The organism is Bradyrhizobium sp. F1.13.3, from assembly GCF_040548265.1.
In the GTDB taxonomy this organism is placed as follows: Bacteria; Pseudomonadota; Alphaproteobacteria; order Rhizobiales; family Xanthobacteraceae; genus Bradyrhizobium.
This window is the reverse complement of sequence record NZ_JBEPRI010000007.1, coordinates 420,690-440,775: the sequence shown is the minus strand read 5'-3', so window position 1 is coordinate 440,775 and position 20,086 is coordinate 420,690. Positions and strand designations below refer to the sequence as shown.

Annotated in this window: 20 protein-coding genes; 7 read left to right on the top strand and 13 right to left on the bottom strand. The window is 65.7% G+C overall.

Annotation, left to right across the window (positions count from 1 at the left end; all coding sequences use genetic code 11):
• Positions 1-69 precede the first annotated feature (69 nt).
• Genes ABIB66_RS21805 through topA form a run of 4 tightly spaced genes read right to left on the bottom strand, consistent with a single transcriptional unit; the run spans position 70 to position 6,386 of the window.
• The gene (locus ABIB66_RS21805; protein WP_354210721.1) at positions 70-816 is read right to left on the bottom strand and encodes an NUDIX hydrolase; all 747 of its coding nucleotides are present in this window, start codon (positions 814-816) and stop codon (positions 70-72) included.
• 32 nt (positions 817-848) lie between these two features.
• Complete coding sequence (locus ABIB66_RS21800; protein WP_275167918.1) at positions 849-1,283, bottom strand: DUF983 domain-containing protein; 435 nt, start codon at positions 1,281-1,283, stop codon at positions 849-851.
• Positions 1,277-3,634, bottom strand: coding sequence for a ribonuclease R (gene rnr, locus ABIB66_RS21795; protein WP_354255516.1), 2,358 nt, complete (start codon positions 3,632-3,634; stop codon positions 1,277-1,279). The genes ABIB66_RS21800 and rnr overlap by 7 nt, the downstream gene beginning before the upstream one ends.
• 7 nt (positions 3,635-3,641) lie before the next feature.
• Complete coding sequence (gene topA / locus ABIB66_RS21790; RefSeq protein ID WP_354058862.1) at positions 3,642-6,386, bottom strand: type I DNA topoisomerase; 2,745 nt, start codon at positions 6,384-6,386, stop codon at positions 3,642-3,644.
• Positions 6,387-6,613: 227 nt separating this feature from the next.
• Here topA and ABIB66_RS21785 point away from each other — a divergent pair, with 227 nt between their 5' ends.
• Positions 6,614-6,853: a hypothetical protein gene (locus ABIB66_RS21785; protein WP_247286819.1), complete on the top strand. Its 240-nt coding sequence runs from the start codon at positions 6,614-6,616 to the stop codon at positions 6,851-6,853.
• Positions 6,854-6,886: 33 nt separating this feature from the next.
• Here the strand turns inward: ABIB66_RS21785 and ABIB66_RS21780 are convergent, their stop codons facing one another.
• Positions 6,887-7,471 (bottom strand): flavodoxin family protein, encoded by a 585-nt coding sequence (locus ABIB66_RS21780; protein ID WP_354255513.1) that lies wholly within the window; start codon positions 7,469-7,471, stop codon positions 6,887-6,889.
• Between the two features lie 320 nt (positions 7,472-7,791).
• Entirely contained in the window at positions 7,792-8,262 is a 471-nt protein-coding gene (locus ABIB66_RS21775; protein WP_354210723.1) for a winged helix-turn-helix transcriptional regulator, read from the bottom strand.
• A 121-nt stretch (positions 8,263-8,383) separates the two neighbouring features.
• Here ABIB66_RS21775 and ABIB66_RS21770 point away from each other — a divergent pair, with 121 nt between their 5' ends.
• Together ABIB66_RS21770 and ABIB66_RS21765 are read left to right on the top strand one after the other, a co-directional pair.
• Positions 8,384-9,157: an SDR family oxidoreductase gene (locus ABIB66_RS21770; protein ID WP_354255510.1), complete on the top strand. Its 774-nt coding sequence runs from the start codon at positions 8,384-8,386 to the stop codon at positions 9,155-9,157.
• A 176-nt stretch (positions 9,158-9,333) separates the two neighbouring features.
• Positions 9,334-9,516 (top strand): hypothetical protein, encoded by a 183-nt coding sequence (locus ABIB66_RS21765; protein ID WP_354210725.1) that lies wholly within the window; start codon positions 9,334-9,336, stop codon positions 9,514-9,516.
• A gap of 71 nt (positions 9,517-9,587) precedes the next feature.
• On the opposite strand, the gene ABIB66_RS21760 is transcribed toward ABIB66_RS21765, so the two are convergent.
• The gene (locus ABIB66_RS21760; RefSeq protein ID WP_354058865.1) at positions 9,588-10,196 is read right to left on the bottom strand and encodes an FMN-dependent NADH-azoreductase; all 609 of its coding nucleotides are present in this window, start codon (positions 10,194-10,196) and stop codon (positions 9,588-9,590) included.
• An 83-nt stretch (positions 10,197-10,279) separates the two neighbouring features.
• Here ABIB66_RS21760 and ABIB66_RS21755 point away from each other — a divergent pair, with 83 nt between their 5' ends.
• On the top strand, positions 10,280-10,690 hold the full coding sequence (locus tag ABIB66_RS21755) for a winged helix-turn-helix transcriptional regulator (protein ID WP_275167910.1): 411 nt from the start codon (positions 10,280-10,282) through the stop codon (positions 10,688-10,690).
• On the opposite strand, the gene dprA is transcribed toward ABIB66_RS21755, so the two are convergent.
• On the bottom strand, positions 10,687-11,829 hold the full coding sequence (gene dprA, locus ABIB66_RS21750) for a DNA-processing protein DprA (protein WP_354210726.1): 1,143 nt from the start codon (positions 11,827-11,829) through the stop codon (positions 10,687-10,689). The genes ABIB66_RS21755 and dprA overlap by 4 nt on opposite strands.
• Positions 11,830-11,919: 90 nt before the next feature.
• Between dprA and ABIB66_RS21745 the strand changes: the two genes are divergently transcribed.
• Positions 11,920-13,164 (top strand): amidase, encoded by a 1,245-nt coding sequence (locus ABIB66_RS21745; protein WP_354210727.1) that lies wholly within the window; start codon positions 11,920-11,922, stop codon positions 13,162-13,164.
• Here ABIB66_RS21745 and ABIB66_RS21740 read toward each other — a convergent pair.
• The 4 genes from ABIB66_RS21740 to ABIB66_RS21725 form a co-directional block, all read right to left on the bottom strand.
• Positions 13,156-14,358 (bottom strand): patatin-like phospholipase family protein, encoded by a 1,203-nt coding sequence (locus ABIB66_RS21740; RefSeq protein WP_354210728.1) that lies wholly within the window; start codon positions 14,356-14,358, stop codon positions 13,156-13,158. The genes ABIB66_RS21745 and ABIB66_RS21740 overlap by 9 nt on opposite strands.
• A 144-nt stretch (positions 14,359-14,502) precedes the next feature.
• On the bottom strand, positions 14,503-15,099 hold the full coding sequence (plsY, locus tag ABIB66_RS21735; RefSeq protein WP_354210729.1) for a glycerol-3-phosphate 1-O-acyltransferase PlsY: 597 nt from the start codon (positions 15,097-15,099) through the stop codon (positions 14,503-14,505).
• Between the two features lie 32 nt (positions 15,100-15,131).
• Positions 15,132-16,433: a dihydroorotase gene (locus tag ABIB66_RS21730; RefSeq protein ID WP_354210776.1), complete on the bottom strand. Its 1,302-nt coding sequence runs from the start codon at positions 16,431-16,433 to the stop codon at positions 15,132-15,134.
• 5 nt (positions 16,434-16,438) lie between these two features.
• Complete coding sequence (locus ABIB66_RS21725; protein WP_007603315.1) at positions 16,439-17,386, bottom strand: aspartate carbamoyltransferase catalytic subunit; 948 nt, start codon at positions 17,384-17,386, stop codon at positions 16,439-16,441.
• A 210-nt stretch (positions 17,387-17,596) separates the two neighbouring features.
• On the opposite strand from ABIB66_RS21725, the gene ABIB66_RS21720 reads away from it, so the two are divergent.
• Positions 17,597-18,346: a M15 family metallopeptidase gene (locus ABIB66_RS21720; RefSeq protein WP_354210730.1), complete on the top strand. Its 750-nt coding sequence runs from the start codon at positions 17,597-17,599 to the stop codon at positions 18,344-18,346.
• Between the two features lie 46 nt (positions 18,347-18,392).
• Entirely contained in the window at positions 18,393-19,163 is a 771-nt protein-coding gene (locus tag ABIB66_RS21715) for a CPBP family intramembrane glutamic endopeptidase (protein WP_354210731.1), read from the top strand.
• Here ABIB66_RS21715 and ABIB66_RS21710 read toward each other — a convergent pair.
• Positions 19,160-20,083, bottom strand: coding sequence for an AEC family transporter (locus ABIB66_RS21710; RefSeq protein WP_354210732.1), 924 nt, complete (start codon positions 20,081-20,083; stop codon positions 19,160-19,162). The genes ABIB66_RS21715 and ABIB66_RS21710 overlap by 4 nt on opposite strands.
• Positions 20,084-20,086 lie beyond the last annotated feature (3 nt).

Below are 20,086 nucleotides of genomic sequence, written 5' to 3'. Positions count from 1 at the left end.
AATGGATTCCGGGTTCGCGCTTCGCGCGCCCCGGAATGACGGAGGAGAGACGTGGGCCCGCGCGGCCAGTCAGCTCAAAATATCCTTCTGCATCTTGCCGCCGTAGAAATGGAAGAACGGCACCGGCGCATCATGGCGGAGCGGGCCGGTGGCAAGGCGCGCGTCGAGCTCGTTGAGCACGTTGCGCGTCATCGGATGCAGGTCGGCGAGTGGCTTCGAGCCGAGCTCGACCCAGACCAGTTCGACCAGCTCGGCATCGGCATGGATCACGCCGTCGACGCGATGAGCGATCGCGGAGGCGTCCGCCGTGAAGAAGCGCGTGTCGAACCGCTTGACGCGGCCGGGCGGGGTGATCGCGCGCGCGATCAGGAACAGGCTGGAGGGATCGGGCAACAGTCCCGCATCCGCGAACGGCTTCCAGGGGCCTTCGAGCTTGGCCTTCATCTCCGCCTTGCGTCCCAGGCAGAGACCCGTTTCCTCGCAGGCCTCGCGGATCGCGGCAACCGCGAGCGACTTCGCGCGCGAGGCCGGCGTCTTCGGACTGCCCTTGGCGAGATTGGCTTCCAACTCGGCGGTGACCGGCGCCGCGCACGGCACGCGATAATCGTCCTTGTCGACACGGCCGCCGGGGAAGACGAACTTTCCGGGCATGAACACCACGTTGTCGTGGCGCTTGCCGACCAGGACTTTTGGAGTTGTGCCGCTGCGATCGACCAGGATCAGTGTCGCCGCATCCCGCGGGCGGAAATAGGGATGATGGTCGGCTTCCTTGCCCTCGTGGATCTTCGCCTTTTCTGCCTGCGCCGTATCCGTCATGTCCTCACCCAAACCACTTTTGCTTATTTTGCTTACACCGGCGGAATACCATCGGTCGGGTTCTCGTCAAACCCATGCATGCGCAGAGCCCATTGCAATCCTACCACGGCTCCCTTCACCGGCTGCAGCAGGGCGAGCGAGGCGACGAAGGTGAAGGGCAGATAGGCCGCGAAGCTGATCCAGACCGGCGTGGTGTAGTTGGTCTCGATCCACAGAATAGCCGGCACCACGATGTGCCCGACGATGACGATGACGAGATAGGCGGGCAAATCGTCGGCGCGATGCGGCGTGAAATCGAGGCCGCAGACCGAGCAATTGTCCGCGGTCTTCAGGAAGGCGCGGAACAGCTTTCCCTCGCCGCAGCGCGGGCAGCGGCCGCGAAAGCCGCGCCTCATCGCAGCAAAGACGTCACGCTTCTCGACGAGGCCGGTCTCGCGCGTCCAGATCTTCGGGGCTGCGCTCACCATGCCTTGCCCTTCTGGCCCTTGCCCTTGCTTTTTCCCTTGGCCTTTTTGCCCTTGCCGGGTTTCTTCGGCTTGTCCGGCTTGCGCTTCTTGTCGGGACTGCGCCCGGGGTGCGCCTTGAACGAGGGGCGGCGCTGCGGACCGGATGACCTGCGGCCCCGCGGCGCGGTCTCGCCGGACGATGACGACAGCAGCTCGAAGCGTAGCGCGCCTGCGATGGGGGCTGCTTCAATCAAGCGGACGTCAACGACGTCACCGAGCTGATGCATGGTGCCGCTGCGCGTGCCGACCAGGGCATGGCGGCCCTCGTCATAGTTGAAATATTCCGTGCCGAGGGAGCGGATCGGGATCAGGCCGTCGGCGCCGGTCTCGGCGAGCTTGACGAACAGGCCGGCGCGCGTGACGCCGGAGACGCGGCCCTGGAAGCTCGAACCGATGCGGTCGGCGAGATGGTGCGCGATCAGGCGGTCGACGGTCTCGCGCTCCGCTTTCATCGCGCGCCGCTCGGTGACCGAGATGTGGGCTGCGACCTCGCTTAAGGTTTCCGGCGTCTCGGTGTCGGGCAGCGCGCCTTCGCCGAGCCCGAGCGCGCGAACCAGCGCACGGTGCACGACGAGATCGGCATAGCGGCGGATCGGCGAGGTGAAATGCGCATAGCGGCGCAGGTTCAGGCCGAAATGACCGTAGTTCTCCGAGGAATATTCGGCCTGCGCCTGGGCGCGCAGCACGACCTCGCTCACCAGCGGAAAGTGGTCGTGGCCTTCGAGCTGCGCCAGTACGCGGTTGAACAGAGCGGGGCGCAGCGCGCCGCCTTTCGCGAACGGAACGTCCAGCGTCTCCAGGAATTCCGCAAGCGCGTGGACCTTTTCCAGGGTCGGCTCGTCATGCACGCGGTAGATCAGCGGCAGCGACTTCTTCTCGAGCATCTCGGCTGCCGCGACATTGGCGAGGATCATGAACTCCTCGATCAGCTTGTGCGCGTCGAGCCTGTCGGGGACGACGACGCGGTCGACGGTGCCGTCGCTCTTCAACAGGATCTTGCGCTCGGGCAGGTCGAGATTGAGCGGATCGCGTTCGTCTCGTGCGCGCTTGACGCAGGCATAGGCGGCATAGAGCGGCCGCAGGATCGGATCGAGCAGGGGGCCCGTGGTGTCGTCCGGCCGGCCGTCGATCGCGGCCTGCGCCTGGGCATAGTTCAACTTGGCTGCGGAGCGCATCAGGATGCGATGGAAGCTGTGCGAGCGTTTCCGCCCGTCGGGGCCGATGATCATCCGCACTGCGAGCGCGCCGCGCGGCTCGCCCGGCACCAGCGAGCACAGATTGTTGGAGATGCGCTCCGGCAGCATCGGCACGACGCGATCGGGGAAATAGACCGAGTTGCCGCGATCGAGCGCGTCGCGGTCGAGCGCGGTGCCCGGCCGCACGTAGAAGCTCACATCGGCGATGGCGACATCGACGATGAAGCCGCCCTTGTTGTTGGGATCAGGATCCGGCTGCGCGTGCACCGCGTCGTCGTGATCCTTGGCATCCGGCGGATCGATGGTGACGAGCGGCACGTCGCGCCAGTCCTCGCGCCCCTTCAAAGTGGCCGGCTCCGCCGCTTCGGCCTCGCGCTCCGCCGCGGGGCGGAATTGCAGCGGGATGTCGTGCGCGTAGATCGCGATCAGGCTGATCGCCTTCTCCGACTTGACCGAGCCGAGCTTCTCCTTGACGCGGCCCGATGCCAGCCCAAAGCCGCGCGAGCGGATGATGTCGACGCTGACGAGATCGCCGTCCTGCGCGCCGTGCGTCTCGGTCGGGGCGATGTTCAGCTCGCGGTCGGCGGACTTCTTGTCGACGGGGATGATCCGTCCGCCGCCTTCGGGCAGGCTGCGGAAGACGCCGAGGATGCGGCTCTTGGTCTTGTCGAAGACCTTGATGATGTGGCCGCGATAGGCCGGGCCTTCGGTCTCATCGGAGCGCTCGACCCGCAGCAGCGCGCGATCGCCGACGCCGGCCGCGGTGCCGGGCTTGGGCCGGCGCGGCATCGTGATGAGGATCTTTGGCGGTTCGCCGCTTTCGACCTCGTCCCATTCGGTCGGGGAGGCGACCAGCTCGCCGTCGGCGTCGCGCCCGGTGATGTCGGCGACCAGCGTCGGCGGCAGGCTGTCCGGCTCTGAAATCGCATGGCGCTTTTTCTTGACGAGCCCGTCGTCGGCGAGCTCGCGCAGCATGCGCTTGAGCTCGATGCGGTCGGCGTTCTTCAGGCCAAACTCGCGTGCAATTTCGCGGGTTCCGACCTTGCCAGGATTTGCCTTAATGAAGGCGACGATGGCTGCCCTGTCGGGAAAGCCACGGTCATTCTTGCGTTTCACTTAACCTCTATTTGGTGCCGGCACTTTTCTTGGCCGGAGCTTTGGCGCCAGCTGCCTTGGTCGGCGACGTTTTGGCCGTCGACGACACGGCGGCGCGCGCCTTGCTGGTGGATTCGGATTTGGGTTTGGCCGCCTTCTTCGCGGCCGGCTTTTTGGTTTTTGGCGCGGCGTCGTCGCCGTCGGCGGCCTTCGCCGCAGCCTTCTTGGCCTTGGCCGGCTTCGCCGCCTTCTTCGGTTTCTTGCCGCCGCCCTTGGCCGCGCGCTCGTCGATCAGCGCGATCGCCTGCGGCAGCGTGATGGCATCTTTCTCGATGTCGCTCGGGATCGTCGCATTGACGCCGCCCGCCGTGACATAGGCGCCGTAGCGGCCGCCCTTCACCGTGACGGTGCCGAGGGTGGGATGATCGCCGATCGCCTTGCCGGGATCGGCGCCGAAGCGGCGGCTCGGGCCCTTGGCGATCTTCTCCGCGATCAGCGTCACGGCGCGGTTGATGCCGATGTCGAACACTTCGTCGCCGGCCTCCAGGCTCGCGTAGGTCTTCTCGTGTTTCACGAACGGGCCGAAGCGGCCGAGACCTGCGGTGATCGGCTCACCGGTTTCCGGATGCTTGCCGATCTCGCGCGGCAGCGACAGCAGCTTGAGCGCAAGCTCGAGCTCGACATCTCCAGGGGAAGTCCCCTTCGGAATGCCTGCGCGCTTCGGCTTCTCGCCCTCCGCATAATCCTTCTGCTCGCCGAGCTGGATGTAGGGGCCGAACCGGCCGGCCTTGACCCAGACATCGCGACCCGTATCAGGGTCCTGGCCGAGAGAGCGGTCGGCCGTCGCCTCGCCGTCGGCGGCGAGCTGACGGGTGTAGCGGCATTCCGGATAGTTCGAGCAGCCGACGAAGGCGCCGAACTTGCCGGCCTTGAGATTGAGCCGTCCGTTGCCGCAGCTCGGGCATTGCCTGATGTCGCCGCCATCGGTGCGGGGCGGATAGATGTGCTGCCCCAGCATGTCGTCGAGCACGTCGAGCACCTGGGCTACGCGCAGATCCTTGATCTCGTCGACCGCGCCGATGAAGCCGGTCCAGAAATCCTTCAGCACCTGCTGCCAGGAGATCTCGTTGTTGGAGATGCGGTCGAGCTGCTCTTCCAGATTGGCGGTGAAGTCGTATTCGACGTAGCGGGCAAAGAAGCTTTCGAGGAAAGCGACCACGACGCGGCCCTTGTCCTCGCCGTGCAGGCGCTTCTTCTCGAGCTTGACGTAGCCGCGGTCCTTGAGGACCTGGAGGATCGAGGCATAGGTCGAGGGCCGGCCGATCCCGAGCTCTTCCATGCGCTTGACCAGCGAGGCTTCGGAGAAGCGAGGCGGCGGCTCGGTGAAGTGCTGGGTGACGGCGAGCGACTGCCGCTTCAGCGCGTCGTTGGGGCTCATCGCGGGCAGGCGGCGGGAGTCCTCGTCCTCCTCGTCGTCGCGGCCTTCCTGATAAAGTGCGAGGAAGCCGTCGAACTTGACGACCTGGCCGGTGGCGCGCAGGTCCAGCGTGCGGCCGCCGACCTTCGCGGTGATGTCGACCGTGGTGCGTTCCAGCTCGGCCGATTCCATCTGGCTCGCGATGGTGCGCTTCCAGATCAGTTCATAGAGCCTCGCCTGATCGGACTCGAGCTTGCGGCTCATGCTGTCGGGACGGCGCGACATGTCGGTCGGCCGGATCGCTTCGTGGGCTTCCTGGGCGTTCTTGGCCTTGGCCTGGTACTGGCGCGGCGCGTCCGGCACATAGGCGTTGCCGTAATCCTCGCCGATCACCTTGCGTGCCTGGGTGATCGCGGACGGATCGATCTGCACGCCGTCGGTCCGCATATAAGTAATGAGTCCGGTGGTCTCGCCGCCGATGTCGATGCCCTCATAGAGCCGCTGCGCGATGCGCATGGTGTGCGCCGGCGCGAAGCCGTATTTGCGGCTGGCTTCCTGTTGCAGCGTCGAGGTGGTGAAGGGCGCCTGCGGATTGCGCCGGGCCGGCTTGGCATCGACCGCGGTCACGGCGTAGCTGGCGGCTTCCAGCGCCTTCTTGAAGTCCTCGGCTTCCGCGCCGGTGCCGATGTCGAGGCGCTGGATCTTCTTGCCGTCGGCGCCGACGAGACGTGCCTCAAAGGCGTCGCCGCGCGGCGTCAGCAGGGTCGCGATCAGCGACCAGTATTCGCGCGCAACGAACTTTTCGATCTCGAGCTCGCGGTCGCAGACCAGCCGCAGCGCGACCGACTGCACGCGGCCCGCCGAGCGGGCGCCCGGCAGCTTGCGCCACAGCACGGGGGAGAGGGTGAAGCCGACCAGATAGTCCAGCGCGCGGCGCGCCATATAGGCGTCGACCAGCGCACCGTCGATCTGGCGCGGATGCTTCATGGCGTCCGTGACCGCCTGCTTGGTGATGGCGTTGAACACCACGCGTTCGATCTTGTGGTCCTTGAGCGCGCGCTTCTCTTTCAGGACCTCCAGCACGTGCCAGGAGATGGCCTCGCCCTCGCGATCAGGGTCGGTCGCCAGAATCAGGCGATCGGCGTTCTTGAGGGACTTGGCAATGTCGTTGAGCCGGCCGGCCGCCTTGGGGTCGACCTCCCAGATCATCTTGAAATTGGCGTCGGGATCGACGGAGCCGTTCTTCGCGGGCAAGTCGCGGACATGGCCAAACGAGGCCAGAACCTCGTAGGACGAGCCCAAATACTTGTTGATCGTCTTGGCTTTCGCCGGCGACTCCACAATGACGATATTCATGTAGTTCCAGTAACTTATGGGGAAATTTGGGGCCGAATTCGATGAGATTCGGGTCGGCCCTTTCGTCCCGAACATGGGTGGTGAGGCCCTCGCTGTCAAATCGAGGGGTGTTGAAAGCCATCCAGATGGGAAAAGTTTCATATCGAGAAAGTTGTAAAACACCACCTTTGAGTTGCGGCCGATGTCGGCGTAATGTTTCTGCGGGGCATGGATTCGGGTGGGGGCTGGTGACTAAGCCAGGAAAGAAACGGGCGGGCGCCGCATCGCGCGCGGCTGGAGGCTCGCGTCACGAGGAACCGGGGGAGGGCGGCGTCGAGGAGGCGGTCGCCTTCATCGCCGAGCAGGTCGGGGCATTGCGCAAGCTTGCCGAGCGGCACAAGCTCGACGTGCTGCATTATCTCCTGGGCATGACCAAGCTGGAAGCCGACGAGCATCTGCGGCTGCGGAGCAAGCGCAGGCTGTCGTGAAGAGGGCGATGTGCTGCTCCAACGACGGTGCGGTTAGCCGTTGCGGCTTGCCATTTTGGCCAATCGCTGGCCGAGATATTCGGCCGTGGTGAGGTCGCTCTGGGGCAAGCTGCTGTCGACCAGATGCGTCGCAAGGCCAAGCTGGCTGCCTAAGCGATTGCGGCCGCTCGGGTCCTCCCCACCCGGAATATCCAGTCCGCACCAGAGCATGCCGTGCTGCGCGGCCAGAATGGAAAAGTAGGTCAGCGTGTGGAGTTGATCGCCGCCTGCGCAGGCGCCCGTCGTGAACCCGGCTGCGATCTTGTTGGCCCATTGCTGCCGGCTCCATCGATCACTTGAAGCGTCGGCAAACGCTTTGAATTGAGCAGCTGGTCCGCCCATGTAGGTCGGGCTGCCAAACGCAACTGCGTCGGCGCGATCGATCGTTTCCAGTAAGCTCTCATTCTGGAAGCGGCCTGATACGATGTCGCCGCCGGTGATGCGGCATAGGGTGACTTGCGCCTTGCCATCCGCTCCGCGCGCAACCGCATGCGCCAGCTTCTCGGTGGTGCCGGAGATGGAAAAATAGACGATGGCGAGCAGGGGCATGGTGGTGCCACTTTGGTGGGACCTCGCCATCTTTGACGCTGTCGATGTCTTGTACAAGTCCCGCCACGCCGTCATTGCGAGTTCGGACGCTCGGCTACAGGCCGACCCGCCTTCGATGAAAGTGGGTCAACTGCGGAGCAAGCGCGGGCTGTCGTATCCGGGAAGACCGAGCGGAATCGGTCTCGTTCGCTCTCTCTCCGGAGTCGTCCTGGCGAAAGCCAGGACCCATACCGCGAGGTCTATCGACCTGAGCGCGGTGGGAATTCCGGGTGACACGTCTTCGCCAAACTGCTCGTTGGGCTAATGGGTCCTGGCTTTCGCCAGGACGACGTTGGAGAGATAACGCGCCGCTATCCCGCCGACCGTCGGCGCGGCGCAGGCCGCGGCTTCAGCGTGGTATCGGCTTGCGCGAGCAGTCGCCCGTCCTCCGCGCGCAGTTCGAGCTTCTTCACCGGGCGGCCTTTCTCGCGATCGACCAAAATCGTCGCGATCTCCGACGGCCGATCGTCGAAGGCCTCGCTCCATTGCCGCAGTGCTACCAGGATCGGGAAAGTACCGCGGCCCTTTTCCGTCAGCACATACTCCTGATAGGCGCTGCCGTCGGAGGCGGGGGCCGTGGTCAGGATGCCGTGGTCGACCAGCGCGCGCAGCCGTGCCGACAAGATGTTCTTGGCCATGCCTAGCTTGCTCTGAAACTCGCCGAAGCGGCGCAGGCCGAACAGCGCCTCGCGGATGATCAGCAGCGACCACCGGTCGCCGATCGCTTCCAGCGAGCGTGCGATCGGACAGGTATCGCCCTCGAAGCTCGTTCGTTTCACCATTGCTTAGTCCTTTCGCGATCGCCCGATCTCAGAGCCGATCACGCGCTTGTGTGGTTGCATCATAAAACCATATGCCCTAGATGGCAATCATAGTTTTATGATGCAACCACTGGAGGCGAACGTGAGACTGAAGAACAAGACGGCCCTGATCACCGGCGGCAATAGCGGCATTGGACTGGCGACGGCAAAGCTGTTCGTGGCCGAGGGCGCCAAGGTGGTGATCACCGGGCGCAACAAGGAGACGCTCGAGGCGGCCGCGAAGGAGCTCGGGCCGAACGGGCTCGCGCTGGCCGCCGACGCCACCGACATTGCCGCGACCGAAGCTGCGATCAAGAAGGGCGCGGAAAAATTCGGCAAGTTCGACATCGTGTTCGCCAATGCCGGTATCGCCGGCGGCACGCCGCTGGGGTCGGCCACGCTGGAGGTCTTCGAGAAGGTCATCAGCACCAATCTGACCAGCGTGTTCTTCACCGTTCATTCCGCGTTGCCTTATCTCAACGACAACGCCTCGATCATCCTCAACGGCTCGGTGATCTCCGTGCTCGGCATTCCCGGCTATTCGGCGTATGGCGCCGCCAAGGCCGGCGTGCGGGCGATGGCGCGGATCATGGCATCAGAACTGTCGCCGCGCGGCATTCGCGTCAACGTGGTCGCGCCCGGTGCGATCCGCACGCCGATCTGGGGACCTGCGACCGCGACGCCCGAAGCCGAGAAGGCGTTTGAGAAGCGGATCGCGCTGACGACGCCTCTGGGGCGCATCGGCGAAACAGATCACGTCGCGAAGACAGTGCTGTTCCTGGCCTCAGACGATTCCGCGCATGTGCAGGGCCAGGAAATCTTCGTCGACGGCGGTGCGGTCGCCTCGCCGAGCGGTGCGCCGATCTATCGCGGCTGATCAATTGAAGTGAAAATTGAATCGGTCGGCGCACGCAAAGCGGTTGCGCCGGCTGATCCCCACCTCTCGCGAGCTGTATTTTCTGAACGTTGCGTGAGGCTTTGAACCTTCGCTTTGGCTGCCAAGACCCTTTTACGGGCAGGGGTCACGAAGACTCATTTTCAAGGGAGCCCGATATGCCAAAGGCAGCTCGTATTATTTCCCCGATTTCAGCACCGCGTATTTACACTGAAAATACCACCGTTCCCGCCAAGCGTTCCGACACCTCCGAGTTCATCGGGGTCGCTCTTTTTGCCGGCATCGGCCTGTTCGTCTCGCTCGTCGCCGTCATCCTCGGCATTCAGGGCGCCTGGTTTTAGCTTCGCCGATCGCGCACCGCTCGATCAGCCGCCGCGACCGAGTTGCGGCGGCTGACGATGTGCGCGTTGCGTCAGGCCGCGCGAAGGCTGGTTGCCGCCTGAAGCGCGGTTGCAAGCGACTTCTCGCGATGCTCCGGCCCGACCTGGATTCCGTCGGCGCTGATGAATTCGGGGTGATGGATGCCCATGAAGCCGAACACGCCCCGCAGATAGCTTTCGAGGTGCTCCAGCGACGCGGCGGGCGAGCCGGCGCCGTAATAGCCCCCGCGCGAGATCGCGAAGATCACGCGCTTGCCGCCGGCAAGGCCCTGCGGGCCGTTGGCTCCGTAGCTGAACGTCTTCCCCGCCACCAGGACCCGGTCGATCCAGGCCTTGAGCTGGCTCGGAATCGTGAAATTGTACATGGGCGCGCCGATCACGACGATGTCCGCTGCAAGAAACTCGTCCAGCGCGGCCTTGCTGGCGGCGAGGTCGGGGCCGAGTTCCGCCGGCGCAGGCGCGCCTTGCGCGGCCGCCAGATGCGAGCCGGAGAGATGGGCGAGCGGGCTCTGCGTCAGGTCGCGATAGACGATGTCCAGCGATGGCGTCGCCTGCCTGAGACGGTCGACGATGGCGGCCGAGACCTGCCGGGAGACGGAGTGGGGGCCGAGCACGCTGGAGTCGATGTGGAGGAGTTTCATTCGGGATCACCCTGGTATAAGTTTGTAACCAGAGCTACATGAGTGACTATCGAAATCCCCGCAAGAACGCACCTTTTTGAGCCATGGGCACATCTTTGAAACCTGCGCACGTCGATTTGCCTGCCACGCCGATGCCGGATCGCGACCACGCGGACTGCCGTGGCGTCGCCTCGATCCTCGCGCGCGTCGGCGACAAATGGAGCGTGTTCGTGATCATGATGCTGAGTGATGGACCCAAGCGCTTCAACGAGCTCAAGCGCATGATCAACGGCATCTCGCAGCGGATGCTGACCCTGACACTGCGCGGGCTCGAGCGCGACGGCCTGGTCACGCGCACGATCTTCCCGACCATTCCGCCGCGGGTGGATTACGAGCTGACCGATCTCGGCCGCGGATTGCAGCAGCCGGTGAAGGCACTCGGCGAATGGGCGATCACGCATCAGCAGCAGATCGCCTCGGCGCGCACGCGCTTCGACGAGCGGAACACTCCTTAAAGCAGCGAGACAAGGCCACCGCCGTGGCGTTCGAGCCGGCCGGCGAGCTCGAGCTCCAAAAGCACGGTGCGCACGATGGCAGGCGAGGCGCCGGACATCCGCACGAGATCGTCGATCGTGACAGGGGCAGGGCCGAGCAGACCGGTGATCTGATCGCGGTCGTGTCCTTGCGGATCGCTTTCGAACGGCTCGCTGTCGGGCTCGCGCGCGGTGCGCATCAGCGGCCGCTCCATGATCGGTGCGACTGCGTTGACGACGTCGGCGGCTTCGGTGACGAGCGTCGCGCCCTGCTTGATCAGATCATTGGTGCCGGCGGCGCGCGGATCGAGCGGCGAGCCCGGCACCGCGAACACTTCGCGGCCCTGTTCGGCCGCCATGCGCGCGGTGATCAGCGAGCCCGAGCGGTGCGCCGCCTCGACCACGACCACGCCGAGCGCGGCGCCCGAGATCAGCCGGTTGCGACGGGGGAAGTCGCGGGCGCGCGGCTCATGGCCGAGCGGCATCTCGGAGATCGCAGCACCCTTGCGGTCGAGGATCGCGGCGATGAGATCGCCATGCTCCGGCGGGGAGATGCAGTCATGTCCGCCGGCGAGCACGGCGATGGTGCCGCTCTCGATGCTGGCGCGGTGCGCGGCCTGATCGACGCCGCGGGCGAGGCCGGAGATGACGACAAAGCCGGCTTCACCAAGCTCGCGGGCGAGCTGACCGGCGAATTTCAAGCCTGCACCGGAGGCATTGCGCGAGCCGACGATCGCAATCATCGGCCGCACCAGCGTTGCATTGTCGCCGCGTACGGCGAGCAACGGGGGCGCATCGTCGAGCGTTGCCAGCCGCGCCGGATAGCCGTCCTCGCCGGGCGCGAGCCAGGCGATGCCGAATTTGCGGCTGGCGGCAAGCTCGGCTTTCGCCTCGTCGGCGCTACAGATGCGCGCCGATCGCTGCGCACCGCCACGGCGTGCAAGATCCGGCAGCCGCTCCAGCGCCGCGCGCGCCGTGCCGAAATGATCGACCAGCGACCGAAAAGTGCGCGGCCCGACATTGTCGGACCGGATCAGCCGCAGGCGGTCGATCCTGTCGGCTTCGGTCAGCTCTACGCTGGGATTGATGGCGTCCACGGCGGCTCCTTGCAGGCACAGCATGGAACAACCTGAGGGCGTGGGCAACAGTGGCGTGCGCTTGCGCGGCTTCGTCGCGATGCTAAAAGCGATCCCAATAAGAAGGGTTTTGCCATGATCTCACTCGCCGACCTCCAGCGCCGCATCGAAGCGGGCGAGCTTTCGCCTGAGGCCGCCATCGCGCAGTCGCATGCAGCCATCGAGGCCAGGGAGAAGGACGTCCACGCCTTCGTCCGTCACGACAGCTCCGCGAAGGCGCAAGGCGCCGGGGCGCTGCGCGGCATCGCGGTCGGGATCAAGGACATCATCGACACAGCTGATTTCCCGACCGAGATGGGATCGTCGATCTATCGCGGCTGGCAGCCGCGCGCGGACGCGCCTGTCGTGATGATGCTGAAGCGGGCAGGCGCCACCATCATCGGCAAGACCACGACCACGGCGTTCGCCTCGCGCGATCCGACCCCGACGCTCAATCCGCACAATCTTGGACATACGCCGGGCGGCTCGTCCTCGGGCTCGGCCGCGGCCGTCGGTGCCGGCATGATCCCGCTGGCACTGGGCACCCAGACCGGCGGCTCGGTGATCCGGCCTGCCGCCTATTGCGGCGCCGCCGCGATCAAGCCGTCATTCCGGATGCTGCCGACGGTCGGCGTCAAATGCTATTCGTGGGCGCTCGACACGGTCGGCCTGTTCGGCGCGCGCGCGGAAGATCTCGCGCGCGGACTGCTCGCAATGACCGGTCGCACCGAATTCGCCGGCATCGCCCCGGCGAAGGCGCCGCGCATCGGCGTTATCAGGCAGGAGTTCGCCGGAGCGGTGGAGCCGACCGCCGAAGAGGGGCTGCAAGCCGCGATCAAGGCGGCGACGCACGCCGGCGCCAGCGTGCAGACCCTCGATCTGCCGCAGGCGGTGCAGGAGGCCTGGCGCATCCATCCGATCATTCAGGACTTCGAGGCGCACCGCGCGCTCGCCTGGGAATTTTCCGAACGCCACGACGAGATCGCGCCGATGCTGCGCGCCAGTCTCGATGCGACGGTCGGTCTCACACCCAAGGACTATGACGACGCACGCCGGGTCAGCCGTCGCGGGCGCCGTGAGGTCGGCGAATTATTCGAGAGGTTCGACGTGCTGCTGACATATTCGGCGCCGGGCACGCCGCCGGCCAAGGAGCTCGCGAGCACCGGCGACCCCCGCTACAACAGGCTCTGGACGCTGATGGGCAACCCTTGCGTCAACGTGCCGGTGCTCAAGGCCAATGGCCTGCCGATCGGCGTGCAGGTGATCGCGCGCTTCGGCAACGACGCCCATGCGCTGGCGACGGCGTGGTTCCTGGAGCAGGCGCTGGCGAAATCAGGCTAGCGCAGGTTCGAGAGCGACGACGCGCTGGCCCGATGCGGCCGGCGCTGGACTGTGATCGGTACCTTGCTTGAGCCAGCGCCCCGCGGCCTCGCGGCCGCTCCGGTGCAGCGCGCGAATGAAGCCGCGGCCGAGATCGGTGGACGAGCGCTGCGCCAGGCCGTCGACGAAATCTTCCGCGGCGATTCTTGAGAGCCGCAACGACGATGCGGTCTGCGATTGCGCCCATTCCATCGCCGCGATCTCGGCATTGAGGGCGGCGTTGGCCGCGATCTGATCCAGCCTGCGGTCGATCGCGGCGAGCGTGATCGGCACATAGCTGTCGCGCGCCGGCGTGACCTGGACGAGCAGGATTTCGGTGCACGTCGTGTCCTGCACGAGCCGTAGCAGTGGCGGATTGCCGCCGAGGCCGCCGTCCCAATAAGCCTCGCCCTCGATCTCCACCGCGCAATGAACCAGCGGCGGACAGGTCGAGGCCAGCGCGACGTCGGCGGTGATCACGTCGTTGCGGAAGATCTGCTGCTGCCCGTCGCGGATCCGGGTCGCTGCGATCAGAAGCTTCGGGCAGCGCGGGTCGCGCAAGGCGGAAAAGTCGATGTCGCGCGACAGCGCCTGCCGCAGCGGATCGAGATCGAACGGATCGAACTGGCCGGAGCGCAGCGTCGGACCGAACGCGACCGAGCTTCCCGCCGGCGAGAAGCCGCCGATCAGCATCAGCGATCGGAACGAGGCCTCGTGCATCAGCCGGATCCAGAACCGGTTCAGCCGTGCGCGCGCGCCTTCGCGGCCGCCCTCGGCGAAACCGGAGGCGAGCAGCAGCGCGTTGATGGCGCCGGCACTGGCGCCGCTGATGGTGTCGATCGCGATGGATGGCTCTTCCAGCAGCCGCTCCAGCACGCCCCAGGTGAAAGCGGCGAAGGTGCCGCCGCCCTGAAGCGCCAGCGACAGCTTTTGCGGCGGCCATTGCCCCGGCGTTCGATCGTGCGTGATGGGCGCTGCGACAGTTACGCTTTCGACCGGTTTCCGCGCTTCCACGATCGGATCGGGCTCGCGCGATGGTGGCGAGACGGAAGCAGCCTCCGGTGCGACAAGCGGCGAGGGCGCACCGGACCAGATGTCCGTCGTCGAGAGCATCCGGCTTGCCGCAGTGCCCTGCAAGCCACCTTCAACATGCGCGCCGACAATCTTCTCGCTCATTCTGAGCAACCGCGTAGAGCCATGCCCACGATCAGGGCCAAGCCAGGAACCCGTTCGTCCATACAGCCGTGATTCGGCTGCAAGTTGCGAACACCATTTGGATATAATGCAGAAGGGGTGCCGCGGTATCCGTGGATTCCCGGCTTATGCCTTCTCGCCGATCCGGCTTTCCTTGCCCGATTGCAGTCGCTTGATGTTCTCGCGATGAGCATAGAACAGCAGCAGCGTCAGCACGGCCGCCAGCGCCGCGAGCGCGGGCTGGCCGAACCACAACAGGAACAGCGGGGTGATGAACGAGGCCACCAGGGCCGAGAGCGAGGAATAGCGGGCGGTGAACGCGGTCGCCAACCAGAGCAGGCAGAACACAACAGCGGCCGGCCAGAACAGCCCGAGCATGACGCCGATATAGACGGCGACACCCTTGCCGCCGCGGAACTTGAGCCAGATCGGGAAGAGATGGCCGAGGAAGGCGCCGAGTCCGGCCAGCATCGCGGCATTGGGACCGGCGATGTAGCCGGCGATCACCACCGCCACGGTGCCTTTGAGTGCGTCCAGCAGCAGGGTCCCCGCGGCCAGACTCTTCCGTCCGGTGCGCAGCACATTGGTGGCGCCGATGCTGCCGGAGCCGATCGAGCGAATATCCTGCGTGCCGGCGAGTCTGGTCAGGATCAAACCGAACGGAATCGAGCCGAGCAGGTATCCGATGACGAAAGCCACCGGCAGGAACAATTCAAGCGCCATGTCTGCAAATTCCGTGGCTGCAGCTCCGCACGTCAGACATGCTCGTACACCGTCCGTCCGCTGACAATGGTGCGCACCACGCGGCCTGTAAAGCGGGCCTCGTCGAATGGCGTGTTCTTGCAGGGCGATTTGAGGTCGGCGGGATCGACCACCCAGGGGACATCGGGGTCGATCACGATGACGTCCGCCGGACTGCCTGGACGCAGGGTTCCGCCAGGCAATCCCAAAATCTCGGCCGGCCGCGTCGACATCGCCCGGATCAGCGTCTTGAGGTCCAGCTCGTCATTATGCACGAGCCGAAGGCCCGCCGGGAGCATGGTTTCCAACCCGATGGCGCCGGGGGCTGCTTCCGCGAAAGGCAGGCGCTTGACCTCGACGTCCTGCGGATTGTGGTCGGACATGATGACGTCGACGAGGCCGGAGGCAACGGCGGCGACCAGCGCACGGCGGTCGTCCTCGGTGCGCAGCGGCGGCGACAGCTTGAGGAATGAACGGTAAGGGCCGATGTCGTTCTCGTTCAGCGCAAGGTGGTTGATCGAGGCCGAGGCGGTCACGGCCAGCCCGGCGTCGCGGGCGCGCTTGAGCACGTCGAGCGACTCGATGCAGGTCAGCGAGGCCGCGTGATAGCGGCCGCCGGTGAGCGCGACCAGGCGCATGTCGCGCTCCAGCATCACGGCTTCCGCCGCGTTCGGGATGCCCATCAGGCCGAGCCGCGACGCGAACTCGCCCTCGTTCATCACGCCTTCGCCGACGAGATCGCGATCCTCGGTGTAGTGCACGATCAGCGCGTCGAAATCGCGCGCGTAGGTCAGGGCGCGGCGCATCACCTGCGCATTGATCACGCTTTTGTCACAGTCGCTGAAGGCGATCGCGCCGGCTGCCTTGAGCAGGCCGAACTCGGTCATCTCCTCGCCGCGCATGCCCTTGGTCAGCGCCGCCATCGGCTGAATGTTGACGATGGCAGTGTCGCGGGCGCGACGCATCACGAAGTCCACCGTCGCCGAGTTATCGATCACCGGAGAAGTGTCGGGCTGGCAGATGATGGTGGTGATGCCGCCGGTCGCAGCCGCCTGGCTCGCGGAGGCAAAGGTCTCGCGATGGCTGAAGCCGGGCTCTCCGACGAAGGCGCGCATGTCGATCAGGCCGGGCGCGACGATCTTGCCGGCGCAGTTGACGACGTCGGTGCCCTCGGGGACGCCGGCAGCGCCAATGCCGCGGCGGGTCTCCCGGATGATGCCGTCGGCAATCAGGACATCGCCGGGGCCATCGAAATCCCGGGAGGGGTCGACGACGCGGGCGTTGGCAAGCAGGATGGGTCGGCGGTCGGTCAACATGAGCATCACGCGTTCGGCAGGTTGCGGGCGAGCGCTTCCAGCACCGCCATGCGCACGGCCACGCCCATTTCCACCTGTTCGCGGATCAGGGACTGGGCGCCGTCAGCGACCGCAGTGTCGATCTCGACGCCGCGGTTCATGGGGCCGGGATGCATGACGAGGGCGTCTGGCTTGGCGTAGGCCAGCTTCTTCTGGTCCAGCCCGAAATAATGGAAATACTCGGAGGTCGACGGCACGAAGGAGCCGTTCATGCGCTCGCGCTGGAGCCGCAACATCATGACGATGTCGGCGCCGTTGAGCCCCTCGCGCATGTCGCGCGCGACCTCGACGCCCATCCGCTCGATGCCGGGCGGCAGCAGCGTGGAGGGGCCGACGACGCGGACGCGGGCGCCCATCGCGTTGAGCAGGATGATGTTGGAGCGGGCGACGCGCGAATGCAGCACGTCGCCGCAGATCGCGACCACGAGACCCTCGAGCCGGCCCTTGTTGCGGCGGATGGTCAGCGCGTCGAGCAGGGCTTGGGTCGGATGCTCATGCGCGCCGTCGCCGGCATTGATCACGGAACCGTCGACCTTGCGGGCCAGCAGTTCCACCGCGCCGGAGGCGTGGTGGCGCACCACCAGGATATCCGGGTGCATGGCGTTGAGCGTCATGGCCGTGTCGACCAGCGTCTCGCCTTTTTTGATGGACGAGGAGGAGACCGACATGTTCATGACGTCGGCGCCCAGCCGTTTGCCGGCGAGCTCGAACGAGGATTGGGTCCGGGTGGAAGCCTCGAAGAAGAGGTTCACCTGCGTCCGTCCACGCAGGACGGTGCGCTTCTTGTCAACCTGGCGGTTGAGCTCGACATATTCTTCGGACAGGTCGAGGAGGCCGGTGATGTCGGCCGCGGAAAGGCCCTCGATGCCCAGCAAATGCCGGTGGCCGAGGACGAAGGTCGATTTCGATGTCATTAAAGCGAGAGCTATAGGCGGGGATGGCCGGGGGGGCAAGGGCCAAAGCCCGGGCGGGGAGTTATCCCCCGATCTGTACCTTGTCGTCATTCCGGGGCGATGCGAAGCATCGAACCCGGAATCTCGAGATTCTCTGGTGCGGGAGCCCGCCGCACCATAGTTCGACTCTTCGAGCCGCCCCGGAATGACGCCGGAGGATGTGGAGGCATCGTGAAAACAGGTCTTACCGTTCTTGTAGCAATCGGCTTCATCTCATCCGCCCATGCCCAATCGCTTCCCGGCGGTTTCGTCTATTTGCGCGACGTCGACCCCAGTATCGTCCAGGACATCCGCTACGCCACCTCGAACAATTTCGTCGGCCGTCCGCTCGCCGGCTACGGCGCTGGCGAGTGCGTGGTGAAGCGGGAGGTTGGGCTGCGGCTGAAGGCGGTGCAGCAGGAACTAGCGGCGCAAAATCTCTCGCTGAAGATGTTCGACTGCTACCGGCCGGCGCGGGCCTCGCTCGATATGGTCAGGTGGTCGCAGAACGGCCACGAGACGGCCGCCGAGCGACGCTACAATCCCAAAATTCCCAAGACCGAGTTGTTCCGCCTCGGCTACATCGCAAGCCGCTCGCAGCATTCGACGGGCGCCGCGCTCGATCTCACGCTGGTCGATCTCAAGGCCGACAATTCAGGCAAATACGACCCGTCAAAGGCCTACGCTGACTGTACCGCGCCGGTCGAGTCGCGCCCGCCCGAGGGCAGCGTCGACATGGGCACCGGCTATGACTGCACCGACGTGAAAGGGCATACCACCGCGCCGTCGATCAGTCCGGACCAGCGCGCTTGGCGCAAGCGGCTCGTGGCAGCGATGGCGAGGCAAGGCTTTGTGAACTATGCGAAGGAGTGGTGGCATTTTTCCCTGCCGGGGGCGGGCGGGGCGGCCTATGATTTCCCGATTCCGCCGCGGACGAAGTAGATCGCAATCCGACCAGCCCGGAATGCTCCCCAATGAAAGCGCCTTGATGGACTCGCTCAATCCGGATCATCCGCCGCTGACCGCGACGCCAGCGCACGAGGCGCCGCGCGTCTGGAAATTCTGGGGCACGGCGATATGGGGCGCCGTCATTTTCGCTGCAATGTTCGTCGGGCAGATCGGTGCCATCGTTCTGCTGGCGGTGCAGCGTGGCCTGCCGATGGACCTCGCCTCGCTTCAGCTCGTCGGCGGCGAGCCGCAGGCGCTGGCGCTGTCGGTGATCATGGGCCTGCCGGCGACACTGGCCGCGGTGTGGCTTGCCATCCGGATCAAGAAGGCCTCCTTCGTCGACTATCTCGCGCTGCATTGGCCGTCCTGGAAGCAACTCCTGTTTGGCGCCGTTGGCCTCATCCTGATCGTCGTGGCCTGGGAGACGATGTCGCGGAGCCTCGGCCGCGAGGCCACGCCGGGCTTCATGACCGATCTGTTGAAATCTGGCCGCGACAAGGGCGCAGCCTTCTTCCTGCTGTTCGCATTCAGCGTGGCCGCGCCGATGTCCGAGGAGGTGTTGGCGCGCGGCTTTCTCTATCGCGGCTGGTCCGCGAGCTTCCTGCGCGTGCCCGGCGCGATCATCCTGTCGTCGCTGCTGTGGACGGTCGTGCACCTGCAATACGACCTGTACTTCCTCGCCGAGGTCTTCTCCATCGGCCTGTGGTTCGGCTACATGCGTTACCGCAGCAACTCGCTCTGGCTCACGATCGTGCTGCACGCGCTGAACAATCTGACAGCGGTGGTGCTGACGATGTGGCTGGGGAGTTAGGCCACCAGCGCGATCACGATCGGCATGGTGATCGCCGCCAAAATCGTTTGCAGCGTGATGATCTGCGCCAGCAGCGGGGCATCGCCGCCCATCTGGCGGGCCAGCACATAGGCGCTGGTCGCGGTCGGCACTGCGGCGCAGATCGCGACGATGGCGAGGCTGTCGCCGGACAGTCCGAACCAGACGGCGAGCACCAGCGCGACCATGGGCATCAGCACCAGCTTGAACACCACGCCGATAGCGGCGCCCGCGCTGGGGCGGAGCAGGCCTTCAAGATGCAGTCCGGCGCCGGTGACGAGCAGGCCGATGGCGAGGGAGGAGCGGCCGAGTGCGTCTGCCACCTCATGCCAGATCCTAGGCAGCGGCAGATGAATGACATTGATGACGAGGCCGATCGCGCAGGCCCAGATCAGGGGATTGCGGACAACCGTCATGACGATCGCGCGCGCGGATTGCTTCTCCGGCGCGGCGAAGTGCGCGAGCACCGCGACGCTGAGGACGTTGACCAGCGGAATGATCGCCACCATCGCGACCGAGGCGAGCGCCAGCCCGATCTCGCCGAACATGTTGGCGGAGATGGACAGCGCCACATAGGTCTGCCAGCGGATCGCGCCCTGGAAGATCGAGGTGAAGGCGGGACCGTCGATGTCGAGCCGTGCGAGAGCCGGGCGGAGCGCGAGGCAGAGCAGCGACATCGCGAGCGCCGACAGCAGCAGAGCGCCGCCGACGCCGGCGACCGGCACGCTGGACAGGTCGGCCTTTACCAGCGTCTGGACCAGCAGCATCGGGAACAGGACGAAATAAGTTAGCCGCTCCAGCCCGTTCCATTGCGTGTCGAGCCGCATCAGGGTGCGCCTCAGCACCACGCCGAGCACGATGAGGATGAAGACGGGGAGGAGCGCCGCGATCACGACGGCCATGGA

Coding starts and splice junctions, on each gene's coding strand:
- ABIB66_RS21805 (WP_354210721.1), bottom strand. CDS start 816: ATGACGGATACGGCGCAGGCAGAAAAGGCGAAGATCCACGAGGGCAAG.
- ABIB66_RS21800 (WP_275167918.1), bottom strand. CDS start 1,283: ATGGTGAGCGCAGCCCCGAAGATCTGGACGCGCGAGACCGGCCTCGTC.
- topA (WP_354058862.1), bottom strand. CDS start 6,386: ATGAATATCGTCATTGTGGAGTCGCCGGCGAAAGCCAAGACGATCAAC.
- ABIB66_RS21780 (WP_354255513.1), bottom strand. CDS start 7,471: ATGGCGAGGTCCCACCAAAGTGGCACCACCATGCCCCTGCTCGCCATC.
- ABIB66_RS21775 (WP_354210723.1), bottom strand. CDS start 8,262: ATGGTGAAACGAACGAGCTTCGAGGGCGATACCTGTCCGATCGCACGC.
- ABIB66_RS21765 (WP_354210725.1), top strand. CDS start 9,334: ATGCCAAAGGCAGCTCGTATTATTTCCCCGATTTCAGCACCGCGTATT.
- ABIB66_RS21760 (WP_354058865.1), bottom strand. CDS start 10,196: ATGAAACTCCTCCACATCGACTCCAGCGTGCTCGGCCCCCACTCCGTC.
- ABIB66_RS21755 (WP_275167910.1), top strand. CDS start 10,280: ATGGGCACATCTTTGAAACCTGCGCACGTCGATTTGCCTGCCACGCCG.
- dprA (WP_354210726.1), bottom strand. CDS start 11,829: ATGCTGTGCCTGCAAGGAGCCGCCGTGGACGCCATCAATCCCAGCGTA.
- ABIB66_RS21745 (WP_354210727.1), top strand. CDS start 11,920: ATGATCTCACTCGCCGACCTCCAGCGCCGCATCGAAGCGGGCGAGCTT.
- ABIB66_RS21740 (WP_354210728.1), bottom strand. CDS start 14,358: ATGAGCGAGAAGATTGTCGGCGCGCATGTTGAAGGTGGCTTGCAGGGC.
- plsY (WP_354210729.1), bottom strand. CDS start 15,099: ATGGCGCTTGAATTGTTCCTGCCGGTGGCTTTCGTCATCGGATACCTG.
- ABIB66_RS21730 (WP_354210776.1), bottom strand. CDS start 16,433: ATGTTGACCGACCGCCGACCCATCCTGCTTGCCAACGCCCGCGTCGTC.
- ABIB66_RS21725 (WP_007603315.1), bottom strand. CDS start 17,386: ATGACATCGAAATCGACCTTCGTCCTCGGCCACCGGCATTTGCTGGGC.
- ABIB66_RS21715 (WP_354210731.1), top strand. CDS start 18,393: ATGGACTCGCTCAATCCGGATCATCCGCCGCTGACCGCGACGCCAGCG.
- ABIB66_RS21710 (WP_354210732.1), bottom strand. CDS start 20,083: ATGGCCGTCGTGATCGCGGCGCTCCTCCCCGTCTTCATCCTCATCGTG.